Consider the following 17,083-nt stretch of genomic DNA (forward strand, 5'->3'; position numbering starts at 1 on the left):
TCTTTTTAGCTTCCTAGGCCTACTCATATGTTATATACTATTTGTAAAAAGCTTGAGCAAGAATATTGCTAAGTATAGTGAAGGTCTTGCAATCGCTACTTTCTTCAGTCTATCACTTCTATTAAGATATATACTTATTGAGTTTCGTTTCCCTGGAAGTTTGTTTGATTTAGAGATTTTTCATCCCCGGCTTTATGGTTTTAGCTTTTGGTTCCCATCTTTGGGTGACTTCATATTAAATTCAATATTAATAGTCTATGGCTCTTTTTTGGTATTCAATAGAAGATTCGAGTCTCCAGTCAATTCAAGTGCTTCAACACAATCTGGCTTACTGCGTATTTCTTTGTTTTTTCTAATCCTACTTGCCTTTTCATGGTTCATTTCGGATTTGTTTATTAGTCTTATAATCGACTCCAATATCTCTTTTGATATATCCAATTTTACTGATATTAATGAATACAGCATTCTAGGCTTAACAGGAGTAGCACTATTAAACTTTTCTTTTTTCCTTCTGTGCGACCGCATTATTCGCAAGATTAATGAGCTCAACTTATCTGAAAAAGTTTTGATACAGGGCAGCGTACTTGCTCTTGGAGTTCATTTAGGGTTGCATCATTTCTATGGGTATAGAGATTTGATTTTGGTTTTTTGGTGCGTTCCAATTATTGGCACTATTTATTATTTCCGTTCAAATAGTAAATCAAAGTATAGTCTGTATAACGTTATCGTTCTTCTGTTTTTATTCGGGTTGTTTTCTTCTCATACCTTATTAAAATACACGAAGAATAAAGAGCATTCAGGCAGAGAACGGCTGGCAAAAAAACTTGCTGTAGAGAAAGATCCCATAACAGAATATAAGTTAAGAGAGATAGGTAGAAAACTGATTGAGGATAAGTTCTTGATGACAGAACTCGCTTCCGGAGAGTGCAAGACTGTAGATATGGATTATTACCTCAGCGAGAATTTTTTCTTTGAACTCTTATCTAGGTATGAGATGGAAATTACATTATGCTATCCGAACGAGGCACTAATGCTATTGCACAACAATACAGAAGTACCCTGTCTAGAGTTTTTCAAGGATAGTATTATTGGGATGAGCGAGAGGATAACGGACCAATTTTATCTCCACGATAATTCTTCTGGCAGAACAAGTTATTGTGCTTTAATTGAGTTTGATGATTCTGCAGATACCTTGGGTGCTATTCCAGTATTGTTTATAGAGTTAAATTCTAAGTACATCAAAACGAATGTTGGTTTTCCGGAATTACTTCTGAATGGGAAAGTAAAAACGGACATAGGTTCCTACACATATGCCAAGTATAAGAACGATCAGTTGGTTGCGCATAGTGGCGATTTCCCATATGGTTTAGTGCCAGACGATTTTATTGATCCGAACAAGAAGAAGGAATATGTAGATAGCGAGGGTTATAATCATTATGTATATAGATCGAATGCGAATAATTTGATTGTCCTAAGCAAGAAAACAGACAGAAGGCTTAGGCCATTTACAACGTTGTCTTATCTCTTTGCTTTCTCGGCAATAGTTTTACTGATATGCCTGGGCTTGGATAAGCTCTTAAAAGGGGAGAATCCATTTCGGTTAAACTTTAAAAACAGGATTCTGTTTATCCTCATTTTTATGTCGTTTGCAACAGTACTAATTGTGGCAAGCACGTCTATTTACTATTTGAAAGATCAGTTTAGGAATAAGAATATCAAAAGTTTGTCTGAAAAAATGTCTTCTATAATTATAGAGTTGGAAGAGCATTTAGATTATCCGAAAACATATAGTGGTATGGATCCGGAGTTTATTGAAAAGGTATTGATTAGGAGAGCAGATGTATTCTTTAGCGACATTAGCCTGTTTAATAAAGAGGGTAATTTATTGGGTACTTCTAGGAAAGAGATTTTTGATGAGGGCTTTGTCTCTGATAAGATGAATACGAATGCGATGCATAATATGGTGCTGCATTATAAAAACGATTATTTCCAAGAGGAGCAGATTGGAGGCCTAAGTTATTTGTCGAGCTACACGCCTATTCTTGGTGAAAATAATGAGCCAAAAGCATTTGTTAACCTCCCCTACTTCTTGAAGCACGATACATTAGAAAGTGAGATTTCTAACTTTTTAGCCACGCTGCTGAACGTATATATTTTGCTTCTCATGCTTTCTATTTTGATCTCCATTTTGGTATCTAATACAGTCTCTAATCCACTTAGACTGCTAAAAGAAAAAATGATGGGTATACAATTGGGCAAATCGAACGAAGAGATTGTTTGGCAAGGCGATGACGAAATAGGTAGTTTAATAAGTGAGTATAATAGAATGATCTTGGAGTTGGGTCATAGTGCAAGTTTATTGGCTAAATCAGAGAGGGAATCTGCTTGGCGAGATATGGCAAAACAAGTGGCACACGAAATTAAAAACCCACTTACTCCAATGAAATTGAATGTGCAGCAATTACAGAGAGTTTGGAATGATAAGGGTGATGACTGGGAAAACCAGTTACAGAAGTTCTCGAAAAGTATGATTGAACAGATCGATACTCTTTCTGGAATAGCAAGTGAATTCTCCAATTTTGCTCAAATGCCATCAGCTATAAACAAGGAATTGAATATTAAGGAGGTCCTTTCGGATGTGCTTTACCTATTCAAAGAAACTGAGAATGTTCGATTTGAATTTAATAGCTCAGATCAAGATGAGTATTGGGTAGTAGCGGATAAGGATCAGTTAAATAGGGTGTTTAATAATTTGATTAAAAACTCTATTCAATCGTTTATAGAAGAAGAGAATAATTTGGTAGAGGTTATATTAACAAAAGTGAAATCAAAAATTAGGATTGAATTAAAGGACAATGGCAGTGGTATTTCTGAAAATGAAAGAGATCAAATATTCGTTCCGAATTTTACCACAAAAAGTAGCGGTATGGGCTTAGGGCTTACAATGGTTAAAAATATTATAGAAACAGCCGGTGGAACAATTCACTTTGAATCGGAAATTGGTAAAGGGACTTCGTTCTTTATTTCCCTTCCTTCTGGCGGAGGTAAATAGGTGGAGTAGTTCAAATTATTCTAACTTTGTTTACGCACCATTCCTATTGCTCCTATGGAAAATCAGAATACGATATCAACCCTCGAAAGCGGGATACTCACCATAGTAATAAATCGTCCCGAAAAGCTTAATGCTCTGAATCAGCAAACACTTAATGAGTTGAGTGCTGCTATGGATCGAGTTTATAACGAGGCGGAAGTTAAAGGAGTGATTATTACAGGTAGCGGTGAAAAGGCTTTTGTAGCTGGTGCTGACATTTCAGAATTTCAAGATTTTAATGCAAGCCAGGGAAAAGACTTAGCTGAGAAAGGTCAGTTTCTTTTTGATCGAATTGAGAGAAGTCCCAAAGCGGTAATTGCAGCAGTAAATGGTTTCGCCTTAGGCGGAGGATGCGAATTGGCTATGGCGTGTCATATTAGGATCGCTTCTGATAATGCAATGTTTGGTCAGCCGGAAGTAAACTTGGGTATAGTTCCGGGTTATGGAGGTACACAAAGAATGCCTCATCTTGTGGGTAAAGGGAAAGCTTTAGAGCTTTTACTTACTGGAGATATGATTGATGCGAAAACTGCGCATTCGATTGGATTAGCGAACCATGTTGTACCATTAAATGAGGTGATTTCATTTTCCTCAAGTATCTTAAAACGGATTATATCGAAATCTCCAATGGCGGTTAGTAAAACGATTAAGAGCATTATAGCTGGGTACGATTATGATGTAAACGGCTATAAAGAAGAGATTAAAAATTTTAGTGAAAGTTTTAATACGGGAGATTTCATAGAAGGTACAACGGCTTTCTTAGAAAAAAGGAAACCAGATTTTTACAAAAACTAAAAGCGATTAATAATTCAATAAGTTGAGCCAATTAAAAAAACTCGTAGGTCAAACAGCCATTTATGGCCTTAGTAGTATCATTGCTCGTCTACTTAATTTTTTACTTGTTCCGTGGTATACCCGAATTTTTACCAAAGCGGAGTATGGTATTGTTACCGAATTGTATTCTTACGTTGCTGTTCTTATCGTGATACTCACATTTGGAATGGAAACCTCGTTCTTTAGACATTCAGCTGAGGATCCAGATAAGGAGAAAGTATTTAGCACTTCCTTATTAGTTGTAGCCCTTTTCTCGTTTTTATTTATGGCGTTTTGTGGCCTTTTTACCGAGCATATTGCGGTTGCGATGAGGTATCCCGACTCTATGGAGTACGTAATCTGGTTTGCTTTGATAATTGGTTTGGATGCTATTTCGTCTATCCCGCTTGCAAAACTGAGACAGCAGAATAGAGCAAGAAGGTTTATGGTAGTTAACGTGTTGAATATATTGATCAATATTTCGCTCAACGTATTCTTCCTGTACTACTGCAAGAATCATTACAACGAATTCGGAGAGCAATCAAACGCACTCGTAAAGTTTGCCTACAATCCGAGTGTCGGAGTAGGGTATATATTCATCGCCAATTTAATCTCTAGCGTATTTAAGTTTGTTCTACTATCTCCTCAGATGCTAACGTTCCGATTAAACATAGCTAAGGATCTAATTGTAAAAATGTTGATTTATGGATTCCCATTAATGTTGGCTGGGGCTGTAGTTTTCTTGAATGATTTCTTTTCTAGGATTGCATTTAAATTCTTAGTGGATTTGCCAGGAGATGGTGCCATGGCCGATCTAGGTGTTTTTGGTGCCTGTATAAAAGTAGCGGTATTAATGACCTTGTTTGTGCAGGCCTTTAAATATGCGGCTGAACCATTTTTCTTCTCGAATTATAAGGAAAAGGATTCCAAACAATTGTTTTCGGATGTACTTACCTATTTCGTTATTGCTTGTACTTTCATATACATGGCCATTATGTTTAACATAGATATAGTGATGTATTTTATAGGTGAAGATTTTAGATCGGGTGTTGAGGTAGTTCCAATATTGTTACTAGCTAATCTGTTTATAGGGATATATTATAATTTATCTGTTTGGTATAAGACAACCGATAGAACACAGTATGCTATTTACTTTGGGGTTTTAGGAACAGTAATTACTATTGGTCTTAACTTATATCTCATTCCTATTTATGGGGCAATAGGGGGCGCTTGGACAACGTTAATCTGTTACTTTTCTATGACTGCAGTTTCCTATATAATGGGTCAACGAATAAATAAAATTCCATATAATTTGTCCAAAATTATTGTTTATATCTCATTAGCTGTATTACTCGTTTATATAGATTCTGTACTTAATTTTGGAACAGGAATTGTCCAATATATTGGCAAAGGCGTGGTTTTAACAAGCTATGCGTTTGTAGTTTATAAAATAGAGAGACCTAAAGGAATTATTCTTAATCAATAACATTTATTTCAAAGATGAACGTTAAAATAATCAACCGATCAAAGCACGATTTGCCGAGGTATGGTACAGAACAATCTGCGGGTGTGGATTTAAGAGCCGAATTGGAATCGCCAATAGAGCTAAAGCCTCTTGAAAGAGCGATGGTACCAACGGGCCTTTTTATTGAGCTTCCTGCTGGTTTTGAGGCGCAAGTGAGACCAAGAAGCGGCTTGGCTGCTAAACAGGGCGTAACAGTATTAAATTCGCCTGGCACAATTGATGCAGATTATAGAGGAGAGATAAAAGTTATTCTAGTCAATTTGTCGAACGATCCATTTGTAATTAACGATGGTGAGCGAATAGCTCAAATGGTTATAGCAAAACATGAACAAGCTGAATGGGTGGAAGTAGAAGAATTGGAATCTAGCGAAAGAGGAGCTGGAGGATTTGGGCACACAGGAAAAAACTAAACACTACAAGTTGAAGAAAATTAAATACGTTTTATTAATTACCATTCTATCTTTAGTTGGCTTATCGGCATATGCTGAAAAAGCAGAGAAGAATGGAGATGGTACAGACGTAACCAGTTTTCGATACTCTTATTTTGAAGCGAGCAAGGAAAAGGTATTGGGAAACCTATTAAAAGCGGAAGAGCTTTTTCAGAACTGTGTGGCCATTAATAAGAATGAACCTGCACCACATTACGAGTTGGCGAGTATTTATTTTTTAAACAACAATTACAGCAAAGCACTACATCATTCTATTCTGGCTTACAAATTGGATCCTGAAAATATCTGGTACAGATTATTTCTTGCAGACATTTACTTGAAGACAAAACATTACAAAGAATCTGCCGCCGTCTTTAAAAAACTGGTAGAAGATTATCCAAACTACATAGATTATTACTTTGATTGGGCCACCGTTTATTTAAACGCCAATAAGCTTAAGAATGCTTTAGAAGTCTACGATAAGTTAGAAGAAATTATGGGTGTTAATGAAGAATTGTCCATTCAGAAGGAGCGTATTTACTTGAAGATGGATAAGATGGACAAGGCGGTTGAAGAAATCCGAAAACTGATAAAGTCGGATCCAAGTAAACCGGAATATTATGAGCTTCTTTCGGAATTATATAGGGCGAATAACATGCCAGATAAGGCCATGGAAGTTATGGACGAACTTTTAGTAATAGATCCGGATAATGCGTTCGTTCATTTATTCCTTTATGATTTTCATCGCACTAAAGGAGATAATGAAAAAGCTATCTCGGAACTAAAAATGGCTTTTAAGATTGCTCAAATAGATCTCGAAACAAAGGTTGGAATAATGATCTATTATTATCAGACCACCGAAAAAGACACTAGCCTATTAGAGGAGGCTTATTCGTTACTTGATTTATTGATTGAAGCACATCCGAAAGAATCTAAAGCGTTTTCTCTTTATGCAGATTTTTTAAATAGAGATGAGAGACTCGAGGATGCTCGAGAAAAATACCGATTGGCGGTTGAACTGGAGCCAGCTCTACACCTTATTTGGCGTCAAGTTTTGATTATTAATTCTGCTCTTAGGGATTCTGTCGCGCTTATAGAGGAGAGCGAAGCGGCTATTGAGCTTTTTCCTTCTATCCCAATCTTCTATTTATTTAATGGACTTGGTCAACTTGAATATAAAAGATATGAAGAGGCAATTAATATTCTGACCACAGGTAGAGATATGGTAACCGATCAGATGAACACATTGTTGCATATAAGTTCTTCCTTGGGTGATGCTTATAACGAGACAAGAAATTTCGAGGAATCGGATAAGGCTTTCGATAAAGTATTAGAATTGGATTCAAACAATATTCATGTTCTAAACAACTACAGTTATTATCTTTCTTTGAGAGAAGATAAATTGGAGAAGGCAAAAACAATGTCAAAAAAATCGAACGATATGGATAGTGCCAATGCTTCTTATTTGGATACCTATGGATGGATATTGTATAAGATGAAAGATTATGACGGTGCCATAATATGGTTGAAAAAAGCCATGGAAAGTGGAGGTTCTAAGAATGCAATTATCGTCGAGCATTTGGCAGATGCACAGTTTAGAAAGGGAAATAAAGAATTGGCTATTGAGAATTGGATTAAGGCTAAATCGTTGGGTGAAGGGTCGGAGTTGTTGGATGAAAAGATCCTGAAGAAGGATCTAGTGGAATAGCGGAGATGAGAAATTACATCGTTCATCTAATTTCTGTTGTATTTCTGTGTGCAGGTCTTGGCTCTTGTGGTAGCTCAAAGCAAGCGACTTCTGAAGTTAGGAACCAGCTTAGACCAGAGCTAATGTTTCAAAAGCTAATTAAGGAGCGATTTGAATTCAATGAGATGAGTGCCAAGCTGTCGGTTAGGTATGAAGATGGTGACGATTCAAAAGCCTTTAAGGCAATGCTTAAAACGAAACGGGATAGCATTATTTGGATCTCGATTCGAATCGGAATGCTAGAAGTGGTGAGAGTGGTAATTCTGAAGGATACCTTAAAACTAATTAACAGAGCAGAGTCTCAGTTCTTCGTTGGTTCTTACGATTACCTTAAAAAGAACTTTGGTTTGGATATAAATTTTGATTTTGTACAGTCTCTTTTATCAGGTAATCCATACTTCGTTGATTCTAAGAATAAGTATAAATCAGCTGTAGATAAAGGGCACTACTATTTGGCGAACATTAATAAGAAGAGGTTTGTAAAACTGAAAGAGAAAAAGCAATTCGCAAATATGTTGATTCAAGCATTCTGGATAAATCAAGATTTTAAAGTTGTTGAGCAAGGCCTTAAAATGCTCGAAAATGATGCTTTTTCGAAAGTCACCTACTCTGATTTTGAAGACGTAGAGGGACAAAAATTTGCAAAGGAAGGTAAGCTTCAGATAGAATTAGAAGAGCCCGTAACTGTAAAATGGAATTACTCTAAGATAAATATGACCAAAACCTTAACCTATTCATTTACTATTCCAGAAAAGTATGAACCGGTTAATTAGAATTTTAGTTGTTGGTTTCATTTTATGCGGGAATCTTGTCTTTTCCCAAAGCAAGAAAGAACTGCAGAATAAAACGGTAGAACTAAAGAAAGAGATAAATAAGATAGAAGAGTATATGAAGGATCTTCAAGTTGAGGAAGGTAATTCAATGGATCAGCTTAAGGCCATTAAGCGAAAGGTAAGGTTGCGTGAATCGCTTATCCGAAACTACAGGAAAGAGGTAAACAAATTCGATTCTCAGATAAAAGAGAACAAAGAGATTGTTTCTTCTATGGAAGTGGATTTAGTTAATCTTCGCACAGAATACGCGAAGATGATCTACTATGCATACAAGAACAGAAGTGCTCATTCTAAGTTGATGTACATCTTCTCTTCAGATGATTTTACGCAAGCCTATCAACGTATGAAGTACCTGCAACAAATTTCTAGCTATAGACAAAAGCAGGCAGCGATTATTCAGAAAACCCAAATTGATATTGAAAAGAAAATAGCTGATCTAGGTGAAAAACAGAAAGGGAAAAAACATGTTCTTAACGGAATGAAAAGCGAGCGATCGGTGTTAGATAGGGAGAAAAAAGATCAAGAAAGCGCTCTGAAAAAGTTGCAAAACAAAGAGAAGGATCTAAAGAATGAACTTCTTGCGAAAGAGAAAGAAAAGAAGGCACTGTTCAGGGCTATTGAGGAAATAATGATTGCGGAACAGAAAGCGATAGCTGCAATAGAAAAAGGAAAATTCAGAGTATCCGAAGAAGTTAAAATGGTTTCAGCAAACTTTGAGTCGAACAAAAGGAAGTTCCCTTGGCCCGTTACTTATCACTATGTAGCCACTCCTTTTGGCGAACAGCCGCATCCAGTTTTGTCAAGTATTATGATAAAGAATAATGGGATAGATATTGCAACGAAGGCAGGTTCTACCGTTAGATGTATTTTTGCTGGTGAGGTAACTAAAGTAACTGGGATTAGTGGAATAGGGAAAGTGGTTATTGTTAAACATGGTGTGTATTACACCGTTTATACAAACCTTAAAGAGACGCTGGTTAACGTCGGCGATAAATTAGCCACATCTGAAGAGATCGGTTATGTATTGACCGACGAAGCGAAGAAGAAAACAGAGGTTCATTTCGAACTTTGGAGGATGAGTAAGAATGGTTTCGCTAAGCTTGATCCTCAGTTATGGCTAGTAAAAAACTAGTTAAAGCAAAAGAATCCTTAACTTTGGCTTAATCTATAATACTTTAAAGATGTCTATACATTTACTTTTTAGCCCAGGACCAACAGAGATTATTATCATCCTTGTTATCATTCTATTGTTATTCGGAGGAAAGAAAATCCCAGAATTGATGAAAGGACTGGGTAAAGGGATGAAAGAATTTAAAGATGCTTCTAAGGATGATACGGATAGCAAAGAGATTAGCTAATTCCAATCTTCACTCTGATTCACTATTTCTACAAATTCAACGTTAGTTTAACATGCTCGTGTTAAACAGAATTCAATTTTATTTTATTTATTTCTTTATTGCGATAAGCTTTATTGCTTGTAATGAGGACGATGAAAAAAGAACGCTGCCGCAATCTGCTGGGGACATTGGTGGTGTATTGGTTGTTGTGAGCGATTTCGATTGGAATGGCGACATAGGGAACATATTCCGAGAAGTACTAGCAGTGCCTCTTTATGGTTCTAATCAGGCTGAAGCAGAGTACAAGTTTAAAAATGTCCCTAAGGAGAAGTTTAAAAGCCTTTTACTGCATTATAAGAATATCATATACATTGATGGTAAAGATACCGGGAGCATATCTAATATGGCTTTTAAGAGGGACGTTTGGGCTGCCGATCAGGTCGTAGTTCAGATAAAGAAACTTCCTATCGAAGAATTTGAAGATGTACTCTTAGAAAACCGAGATGAAATTCTTCTGAGCTTTAAACAGAATGAAATTAGAGGGCTGCAAAAAAGACAAAAGCAGGGATTATCGGAAGAAATATCGGAAAGGGTAAATGAAAAGTTTAGTACTTCTATTCGAATAACAGATGGCTTTAAGATTGTTAAAGACACCCTAGGTTTTATGTGGTGTAAGGCTGAGAGACAAAGAACGAAAGGTGGCCATGTACATCAAATAAGTTTGGGAATTATGCTTTACGAATTACCTTTTGAAGGGAAGGCGAATTTAGAAAGTGATATGTTTTCTTTGAGAGATGGTATAATCGGAAAGCATATAATAGGTTCTACACCTAATTCTTACATGAAAACTTATAAAGGCTATGTTCCGGATGTTCGTGAAATTAAATACCTCGGAAATATAGCTTACGAGGTTAGAGGGCTTTGGAAAATGGAGAATGATTTTATGGGTGGACCATTCTTAACGTATTTCATAGTTGATCAAGAGAACGCCAGAGTGATCGTATTAGATTCTTACATCTATGCTCCTGGATTCGATAAGAGGGGATTTTTATTGGAGATGGAAGCTATTTTGAAGACGATGAAGCTTACGAATTAGCAGGGGCTTCAACTTTATCTTCGCTCATGTTTTTGGTTAGTACCATAAAGATACCAGCTGAAACAAATAAGATACAACCGAAAATTACACAAGTCATTTTTAATCCAATCTCAGGAATCATATAAAGGCCTGTAATTCCCAAACCAAGTATACCACCTAAAGTAGAGATTCCATAAACTGTTCCGGCAACTTTTCCTGCGTTCTCAATATTTTTCGATGCCAACTGAATTACCAATGGAGATACCGTTCCAAAAACGAAAATAGGTGGGAATAAGAATATCAATGAAGAAAAGAAAGGACCACTAATAATTCCCATTGTGTTAATCGTTATACCCATAACTCCTCGTGCTATAAAAGGCATAAGAAGCATCAAAACAGCTGAAGTACATATTGCATAGAACAAAGTTTTGTTAGTTGGGTGTTTCTCAGAAATATTACCTCCTACCCAATAACCGGCTGTCATAGCGCCAAGTGTAATACCTAAAACAGAAGTCCAAACATATAACGACGTACCAAAAAATGGAGCGATTAATTTAGGTCCTAATATTTCACAAGCCATTAACGACCCTCCTTCTATAAATCCAATTACATATAGTAATACGATGTAAGATGTAGATTTTTGCATGCTGTCAGTTTGATTTGAAACAAAAATAATGTTTTCTATAGATCGAACGGATTAAGTTTAATTATTATTTAGATCCCCGAAGTACTAGCATTCTGTTTATTTGAAGAGAGAAGTCAATAATCATCGCTTTAATACAGGGCCTCCTCTAATATTTTATGCGATACAATTTCTTGCGAGAAAGAGAGGTGTACAGTATAATAATCGATCATCTTTAGAAGAAATGCTTTGCGCTTAAAGGTCTCTATTTTCAGCTTATCTTGGTTATCGTAGCTAGTAGTAAGCAATAGGCTGAGGAGACTTGATTCTTCCAAATTCATAAAATGAGAGTGTTCTTCTTTTTTAGCCAAGAATATGCCATTCTCCATGTCAAAGAAGTTGTTTTGGTTGGTTGAACTAACCTGTGGGTAAAAGCCTAAGAACCTGGTAAGCTTGACAAGAAACAAGATGTGAAAATTTGAAAATGAACTTTCCTGCATATCTAGATATCGCATTGAGCCAATGAGAAATTCAAAAAGATTGGAGTTTGGCTCTTCTTCCTTAATAGATTTTTGGATAATCTCTGCTAAGAATAAGGTGAGCGATGTCTTGTAAATACTATTTGGGATAGAGAGAAAGGGGTTAAGTCTTAGCTCTTTTATTCGGTTGAGTTTTTTTTTGTCTTTGTGATATACAACCAAGTCTAATATAGAAAGTGGCTGTAAGGCATTGATTTTAATCTTGGCTTTTTGGGTTCTTACTCCATTAATAAAATAAGACTGCATACCGAAGAGCTCTGTATAGATCGTGGCTATTACGCTCGATTCAGAATATTTGATGTATTTAATTGCAAGGCCTCTGGTATTATAAAGCATCTTATTTGATAACGAGTATCTTGGTCGCAATCGACATGCTACCATCTGATTTAGTGGCAAATACCAAATAGACACCGGTACTTACTCTTTCGCCATTATAGGTTTTTCCGTTCCATACACCCATGCCTCCTTCCGCTTCCGCTTGGTAAATAAGTTCGCCACTAATGTTTGTTACTTTAAAGATGGTATTTGAAACCAGTCCAGTAATTGCGATATCGCCAGTGTGTGATTCGTTAACTGGATTTGGGAAAGCAAAGACACTTTCGTATGTCGGTGCTGGTGTAGAAGAACCGCTTCTGTAAGACACAATTCCTTTATCCGTTGCAATGAATACTTCACCATCCGTATTTATTGCTATATCCAATATTGTATTTGAAAGAAGTGGACTATTACTGGATTCGAAGTGCTTGATTTCTGTTGATCCTGATTCGGATAGCAGATATACACCAGAGTTTTGTGTACCTATCCATTTGCGATTGCCACCGTCAATTGTAATTGTTGTTACTCGTTCGTTTTCAAGAAGGTATTCAGTAAAATCATCTCGCTCTATTAGTATTTGTTGTGAGTCATAATCTTGACCTTCAAATATTAAAGTGGGTGAATAAAACACACCCACTCCACTGTTGGTTCCTACCCATATTTCGCCGTCGTGATCTTCCGCTAAGCAAACAACGTCGTTAGAGGGTAGGTTTCCTGAACCAGCCGCTGTGGTTAGTTTAGTATAGTTATCGTCGCTTACATTATCGATTGTACCGTTGTGGTCGTACACGAGTATTCCTCCGTTTTTTGGGAGTAGAATCCACTTCTGATCGTTACTTGTAACAATGATATCTATTGCCTCTGTTGTGGTAGACGTTAATGTTCCGAACGAAAACGAATACCATTGATTATCGGCAGTTTTAACACATAGATTATTCGAAACCAGAGCATTCGAAACCCATATATTTCCTTCCGCATCAAAGGCACTACCTCCACATCGGATTGATTGGAAATCGGGTGCAGCTTGCTGATTACTAATAGTGCTATTTGGATCCCAATAAACGTTGGTAATTTCTTTGCCTTCAATTTCCACCAATCCTCTATTCCAGCTGCTGGCATAAATTTTATCGTTATTGTTTGGGTCTACGGTAATGGAGATGATATCTTTTAAAGTATCTAGATGCTCTATACTGCCGAACTCCGACCATTTTTCATTTTCAAAATGGTAGATATTTCCTTTAGTGTTAATGGGGTTTAATGCAGTATTGTACCCTCCTGGGGCTACCCAAATGTCGTTGTTTCCTCCGTTTGTTAATGATATTGCCTTAAAATCGGCAGGGCCATTCGGTCGAATTTGTATTGTTTCATTTTCTGAATTTTGGTAGAGTATTCCGCTATATTTTGTAGCCATCCAATAGTTATTATCGGGAAGATATAAAGCAGTATTTATCTTAATATTACTCTCGTACCATTTGTATATATACTTGAATCTAACTTTGTCTACACCATATACGCTTAGATTGTTTGCTCTAACTATAGTTATAGATTCATCGTTGGCATAAATATCATTAACAGGATAAAATGTGGAATCGAAGAAAAGATCCCAGGTTACGCCGTTATAAACGTAAACGGTATCCATGTCTGTATTACCAGGTACTCTATTGTGGTAAAAAACGGCAATAATTTCGTTATTAAAATATTCTACTTCCGAATACTTTCCTTCTGGTAAAGCTATATCAAGCTCCCAAAAAGAGAAATCGGCTAGGTTTGAACTTGTAAGTGATGCTTCATAAAAACCAATATCGGTTGCGGCATAAATACTTTGACCATCTGATGAGATATCGTTAACGTTTATTTGAGTTCCGTTTTCTCCGATATAATAAGTGTCTTTAATTTCTTTTCGTTCGATATCGATAACCACTATTCCAAATCCGCAAGCGAGATAGGCCAGGTTCTCAATGAAATGCACATCGTTGATGGTCTTATTGCCGATCATATTTTTAAGTTTGATATCGGGTATGTTGTATACCTCATTTCCTTTTAGGATATCTACATTGGCATTTTCGTATGTGATAAATAGTGATCCGTCAAATTCGTTATAGCGAAGTGCTGTGATACCAACATCTGATAGAATATTAGCTTTCGAATACGTTTCGATTGAGTTATCATCCAGGTTATAACTGAACATTCCAGATGAAGTGGCACCGTAAATAATACCATCTGCATGTACGATTGCGATTGTATTTGTAAAAGGCAAATGGTCTCTCCACTGGTCTATTCCTACGCCTTGAGCGAAGGATTGGATAGCTAATAACAGAAGTATAATAAGGGCTTTTCCTCTCACCATATAAAAGTAGGAATAATCGAAGTAACTGGTTAAACTAATAAGGAATAGAAATATTGTTTAATCTGAGCTCAAACGAGCCTAAACCGATTGTTATCTTTTATATTTGCGCTTCCAAGATGGCTCCGTAGCATAACTGGATAATGCACTAGATTTCGGCTCTAGCGATTATAGGTTCGAATCCTATCGGGGTCACAGAATAGGACAAACTGGTTTCTTTACTAGTTTGTCCTTTTAGCTTTCCCTCGTATTGCCTATTATGACTTGAAAGTAGAAGAACTGCTTCATTGGTTCGAGTGGTTCGAAATCCGTTTTTAGAATAGGTTAAGTTTTCAGGAAATATCGAACCAATTATCTTTTGTTTGGTATTTGTATCTGATTCAGAGTAGATTACATCTAAATTTTCGATAAAAGAACAACCAAACTTGAGGTACTCTTCAAACTCGGTGCTCAAAACGTTTATTTCGGCTTTGTCAACGGACAATTCATTGAGTTTATACTCATACTTTGTCTTCATACTATTGTAATCCGAACTTGAAATATTTCCGTCCGCAAAATCATCTTGAAGTTTGCTAATTCTATTCTCATTGAGTTCAATGGCCTCATTTACTTTTCTAACTTTTGCTCCTTTGCTTGCACCATTATCTTTTAGCTCATTGTTGATGATTTTATAATACAGTTGTGTGATTTCTTTACTGGCCGTGAATGTTCCAAGCAACTCTTCAAACTGACTATTCAAATCTTTTGCTTTATATCTTATTTTACATCCTTTTGTACAGTGATAATAGAAATACCTGCCTCCGTTTCCTTTAGATGCGCTTCCAGTTAGTTTTCTCCCACAACATTCACAATTTAGACTTCCTCTTAGAGGTAAGTCATCCTGTTTTTTGTAGACGGGTGGAGCTTTCTTTGATTTGCCGTTAATATTTTGTTGAACTTTATGGAACAATGGTTCGGATATCAAAGCTTCGTGAATTCCTTCAACAACAATCTCTTCTTCTTCCTTGTAAGCTGGGATTTTGAGTTTTCCGATGTAGGTGTAATTTCTGAGTAAAACCGAAAACTGGTTTTTACTACACTTAAAGCCATCCGATTTTAATTCTTTAAGAGTATCAACCTGACTACATTCTCCTGAAGCCATCATTTCAAATGCTCTTTCTATAAACGGTGCGTTTTCGTTGGGTACTATTATGGGTTTATTATTGTCATCTCTTTTATTCGCATATCCTTTGGGGGCAACACCAAGAAACCGACCTTCCTTTCGCGCTTTTCTCATGCCACTTGTTACATTCATGGAACGCCTGTCGTTTTCTACTTCTGGAAGTATCAAATACCAACCCAACATAACTTTGTTTTCGGGTATTGATAAATCTAAAGGTTGTTCTATAGCTTGGGATTCTACGTTAAATTGAACGCTCAATTTATCCAGCATTGCGTATGAATGAGTAGCGTTTCTTGAAAACCTGTCCCATTTGATAAAGAGTAAAAGGTCTACATTTCGTTTATTTGATTTAATAAACTCAACCATCTTTTTAAATGCTGGTCTTTCAAATGTCTTTGCAGAGTGGTCATCTTGGTAATGAGTAACAACGGCGATATTTTTCAGTTCACAATATTTCCTGAGCCGTTCTTCTTGATCTCGTAAGCTGTAACCTTTGTCCGCTTGTTCGTCTGTTGAAACTCTCGTGTAAATTATCGCTCTTTTATTCATCGCTATTAACTGGCCTGTCCATATTCTATATCATTATCTATTTGAATTGATTTTTGCTCTACTTTATTCTGCATTTTCTTATAGAATAATTGAATATCAATTCTAGCTATAAAGTACAAAAAATCTCGAATTTTTCTTAATTCTTCTAGAGAATAATTATCTGAACCCCTGTTAAGCAATGACTTGCAACGGTCAAGTGATATTTTTCCTATTTTTTTCATGCTTTTCAATTTTTGGTCTTGACTGGTTTTATGAAACCAATTCAAGGCTGGTTAAAAAATTAAAAGGTCAGGAATTATAAAAATAGAAGAACAACCTTTTGTCCTGTTCAATGCACGGGTTAGAGAATGCGATGTGGAATCATCAGGTGCATTATGGTATTAATAACGTTGAAATGTAAGTGATTATTGTTTTCGCTAAGCTGACTTGTTTAGTGTCATCAATGGAATCTCATCATTTAGTTTTATAAAATAAGGAGTGTTATGCCTTGCAGAATTATCAGTAGTTCCAAATTTAAAAGAGATTTCAGGGTCTACATTTTCTTTGATAACTTGATCTAGCATGTCGGAAAAACTTCTATCGTCAACCTCATCGCTTCTGTAAATTATAATTCCTTGTTGATCTCTTATTGTCCAAAATTTATATCTGGGAATTTGAACTTTGGCTCGCTCAATGGTTATGTAATATTTTTCTTCGCTCATGT

15 protein-coding genes, 1 tRNA gene and 1 pseudogene are annotated in these 17,083 nt (G+C 36.2%); 10 read left to right on the forward strand and 7 right to left on the reverse strand.

Annotated elements, in window-relative coordinates:
- The first annotated feature begins 52 nt into the window (after positions 1–52).
- Genes HRT72_11175 through HRT72_11215 form a run of 9 tightly spaced genes read left to right on the forward strand, consistent with a single transcriptional unit; the run spans position 53 to position 10,870 of the window.
- Positions 53–3,052, forward strand: coding sequence for a GHKL domain-containing protein (locus tag HRT72_11175; protein NQY68266.1), 3,000 nt, complete (start codon positions 53–55; stop codon positions 3,050–3,052).
- A 54-nt stretch (positions 3,053–3,106) separates the two neighbouring features.
- Positions 3,107–3,886 carry an enoyl-CoA hydratase/isomerase family protein gene (locus HRT72_11180; GenBank protein ID NQY68267.1) on the forward strand — a complete coding sequence of 260 codons (780 nt, stop codon included), beginning with the start codon at positions 3,107–3,109 and terminating at the stop codon, positions 3,884–3,886.
- Positions 3,887–3,908: 22 nt separating this feature from the next.
- Entirely contained in the window at positions 3,909–5,390 is a 1,482-nt protein-coding gene (locus HRT72_11185) for an oligosaccharide flippase family protein (GenBank protein NQY68268.1), read from the forward strand.
- Between the two features lie 14 nt (positions 5,391–5,404).
- Positions 5,405–5,839 carry a dUTP diphosphatase gene (dut, locus tag HRT72_11190; GenBank protein NQY68269.1) on the forward strand — a complete coding sequence of 145 codons (435 nt, stop codon included), beginning with the start codon at positions 5,405–5,407 and terminating at the stop codon, positions 5,837–5,839.
- A gap of 10 nt (positions 5,840–5,849) precedes the next feature.
- A complete protein-coding gene (locus HRT72_11195) occupies positions 5,850–7,565 on the forward strand; it encodes a tetratricopeptide repeat protein (GenBank protein ID NQY68270.1) in 1,716 nt (571 codons plus the stop codon).
- Positions 7,566–7,570: 5 nt separating this feature from the next.
- A complete protein-coding gene (locus tag HRT72_11200; GenBank protein ID NQY68271.1) occupies positions 7,571–8,377 on the forward strand; it encodes a DUF4292 domain-containing protein in 807 nt (268 codons plus the stop codon).
- Positions 8,361–9,569, forward strand: coding sequence for a peptidoglycan DD-metalloendopeptidase family protein (locus HRT72_11205; protein NQY68272.1), 1,209 nt, complete (start codon positions 8,361–8,363; stop codon positions 9,567–9,569). The genes HRT72_11200 and HRT72_11205 overlap by 17 nt, the downstream gene beginning before the upstream one ends.
- Before the next feature lie 49 nt (positions 9,570–9,618).
- A complete protein-coding gene (gene tatA / locus HRT72_11210; GenBank protein NQY68273.1) occupies positions 9,619–9,795 on the forward strand; it encodes a twin-arginine translocase TatA/TatE family subunit in 177 nt (58 codons plus the stop codon).
- A 52-nt stretch (positions 9,796–9,847) separates the two neighbouring features.
- Positions 9,848–10,870, forward strand: a complete 1,023-nt coding sequence (locus HRT72_11215) for a DUF4837 family protein (GenBank protein NQY68274.1) — start codon at positions 9,848–9,850, stop codon at positions 10,868–10,870.
- On the opposite strand, the gene HRT72_11220 is transcribed toward HRT72_11215, so the two are convergent.
- From HRT72_11220 to HRT72_11230, 3 genes are all read right to left on the reverse strand, one after another.
- Positions 10,860–11,495 carry a fused MFS/spermidine synthase gene (locus tag HRT72_11220; protein ID NQY68275.1) on the reverse strand — a complete coding sequence of 212 codons (636 nt, stop codon included), beginning with the start codon at positions 11,493–11,495 and terminating at the stop codon, positions 10,860–10,862. The two genes, HRT72_11215 and HRT72_11220, sit on opposite strands and share 11 nt — an antisense overlap.
- A 128-nt stretch (positions 11,496–11,623) precedes the next feature.
- Positions 11,624–12,346 (reverse strand): DNA repair protein RecO, encoded by a 723-nt coding sequence (gene recO, locus HRT72_11225; protein ID NQY68276.1) that lies wholly within the window; start codon positions 12,344–12,346, stop codon positions 11,624–11,626.
- Position 12,347: 1 nt separating this feature from the next.
- Complete coding sequence (locus HRT72_11230) at positions 12,348–14,672, reverse strand: hypothetical protein (GenBank protein NQY68277.1); 2,325 nt, start codon at positions 14,670–14,672, stop codon at positions 12,348–12,350.
- A 118-nt stretch (positions 14,673–14,790) separates the two neighbouring features.
- Between HRT72_11230 and HRT72_11235 the strand changes: the two genes are divergently transcribed.
- A tRNA-Arg gene (locus HRT72_11235) sits at positions 14,791–14,864 on the forward strand.
- On the opposite strand, the gene HRT72_11240 is transcribed toward HRT72_11235, so the two are convergent.
- The 4 genes and pseudogenes from HRT72_11240 to HRT72_11255 all read right to left on the reverse strand — a co-directional run bounded on the left by HRT72_11240 (position 14,818) and on the right by HRT72_11255 (position 17,081).
- Positions 14,818–16,014 carry a recombinase family protein gene (locus HRT72_11240; GenBank protein NQY68278.1) on the reverse strand — a complete coding sequence of 399 codons (1,197 nt, stop codon included), beginning with the start codon at positions 16,012–16,014 and terminating at the stop codon, positions 14,818–14,820. The genes HRT72_11235 and HRT72_11240 overlap by 47 nt on opposite strands.
- Positions 15,919–16,380: pseudogene (locus HRT72_11245) on the reverse strand (recombinase family protein). The gene HRT72_11240 and the pseudogene HRT72_11245 overlap by 96 nt, the downstream one beginning before the upstream one ends.
- A gap of 5 nt (positions 16,381–16,385) precedes the next feature.
- Positions 16,386–16,601, reverse strand: coding sequence for a hypothetical protein (locus HRT72_11250; protein ID NQY68279.1), 216 nt, complete (start codon positions 16,599–16,601; stop codon positions 16,386–16,388).
- 195 nt (positions 16,602–16,796) lie between these two features.
- Positions 16,797–17,081 (reverse strand): hypothetical protein, encoded by a 285-nt coding sequence (locus HRT72_11255; protein ID NQY68280.1) that lies wholly within the window; start codon positions 17,079–17,081, stop codon positions 16,797–16,799.
- Positions 17,082–17,083: the final 2 nt, after the last annotated feature.

The sequence above is a fragment of the Flavobacteriales bacterium genome (assembly GCA_013214975.1).
Lineage (GTDB): Bacteria > Bacteroidota > Bacteroidia > DT-38 > DT-38 > DT-38.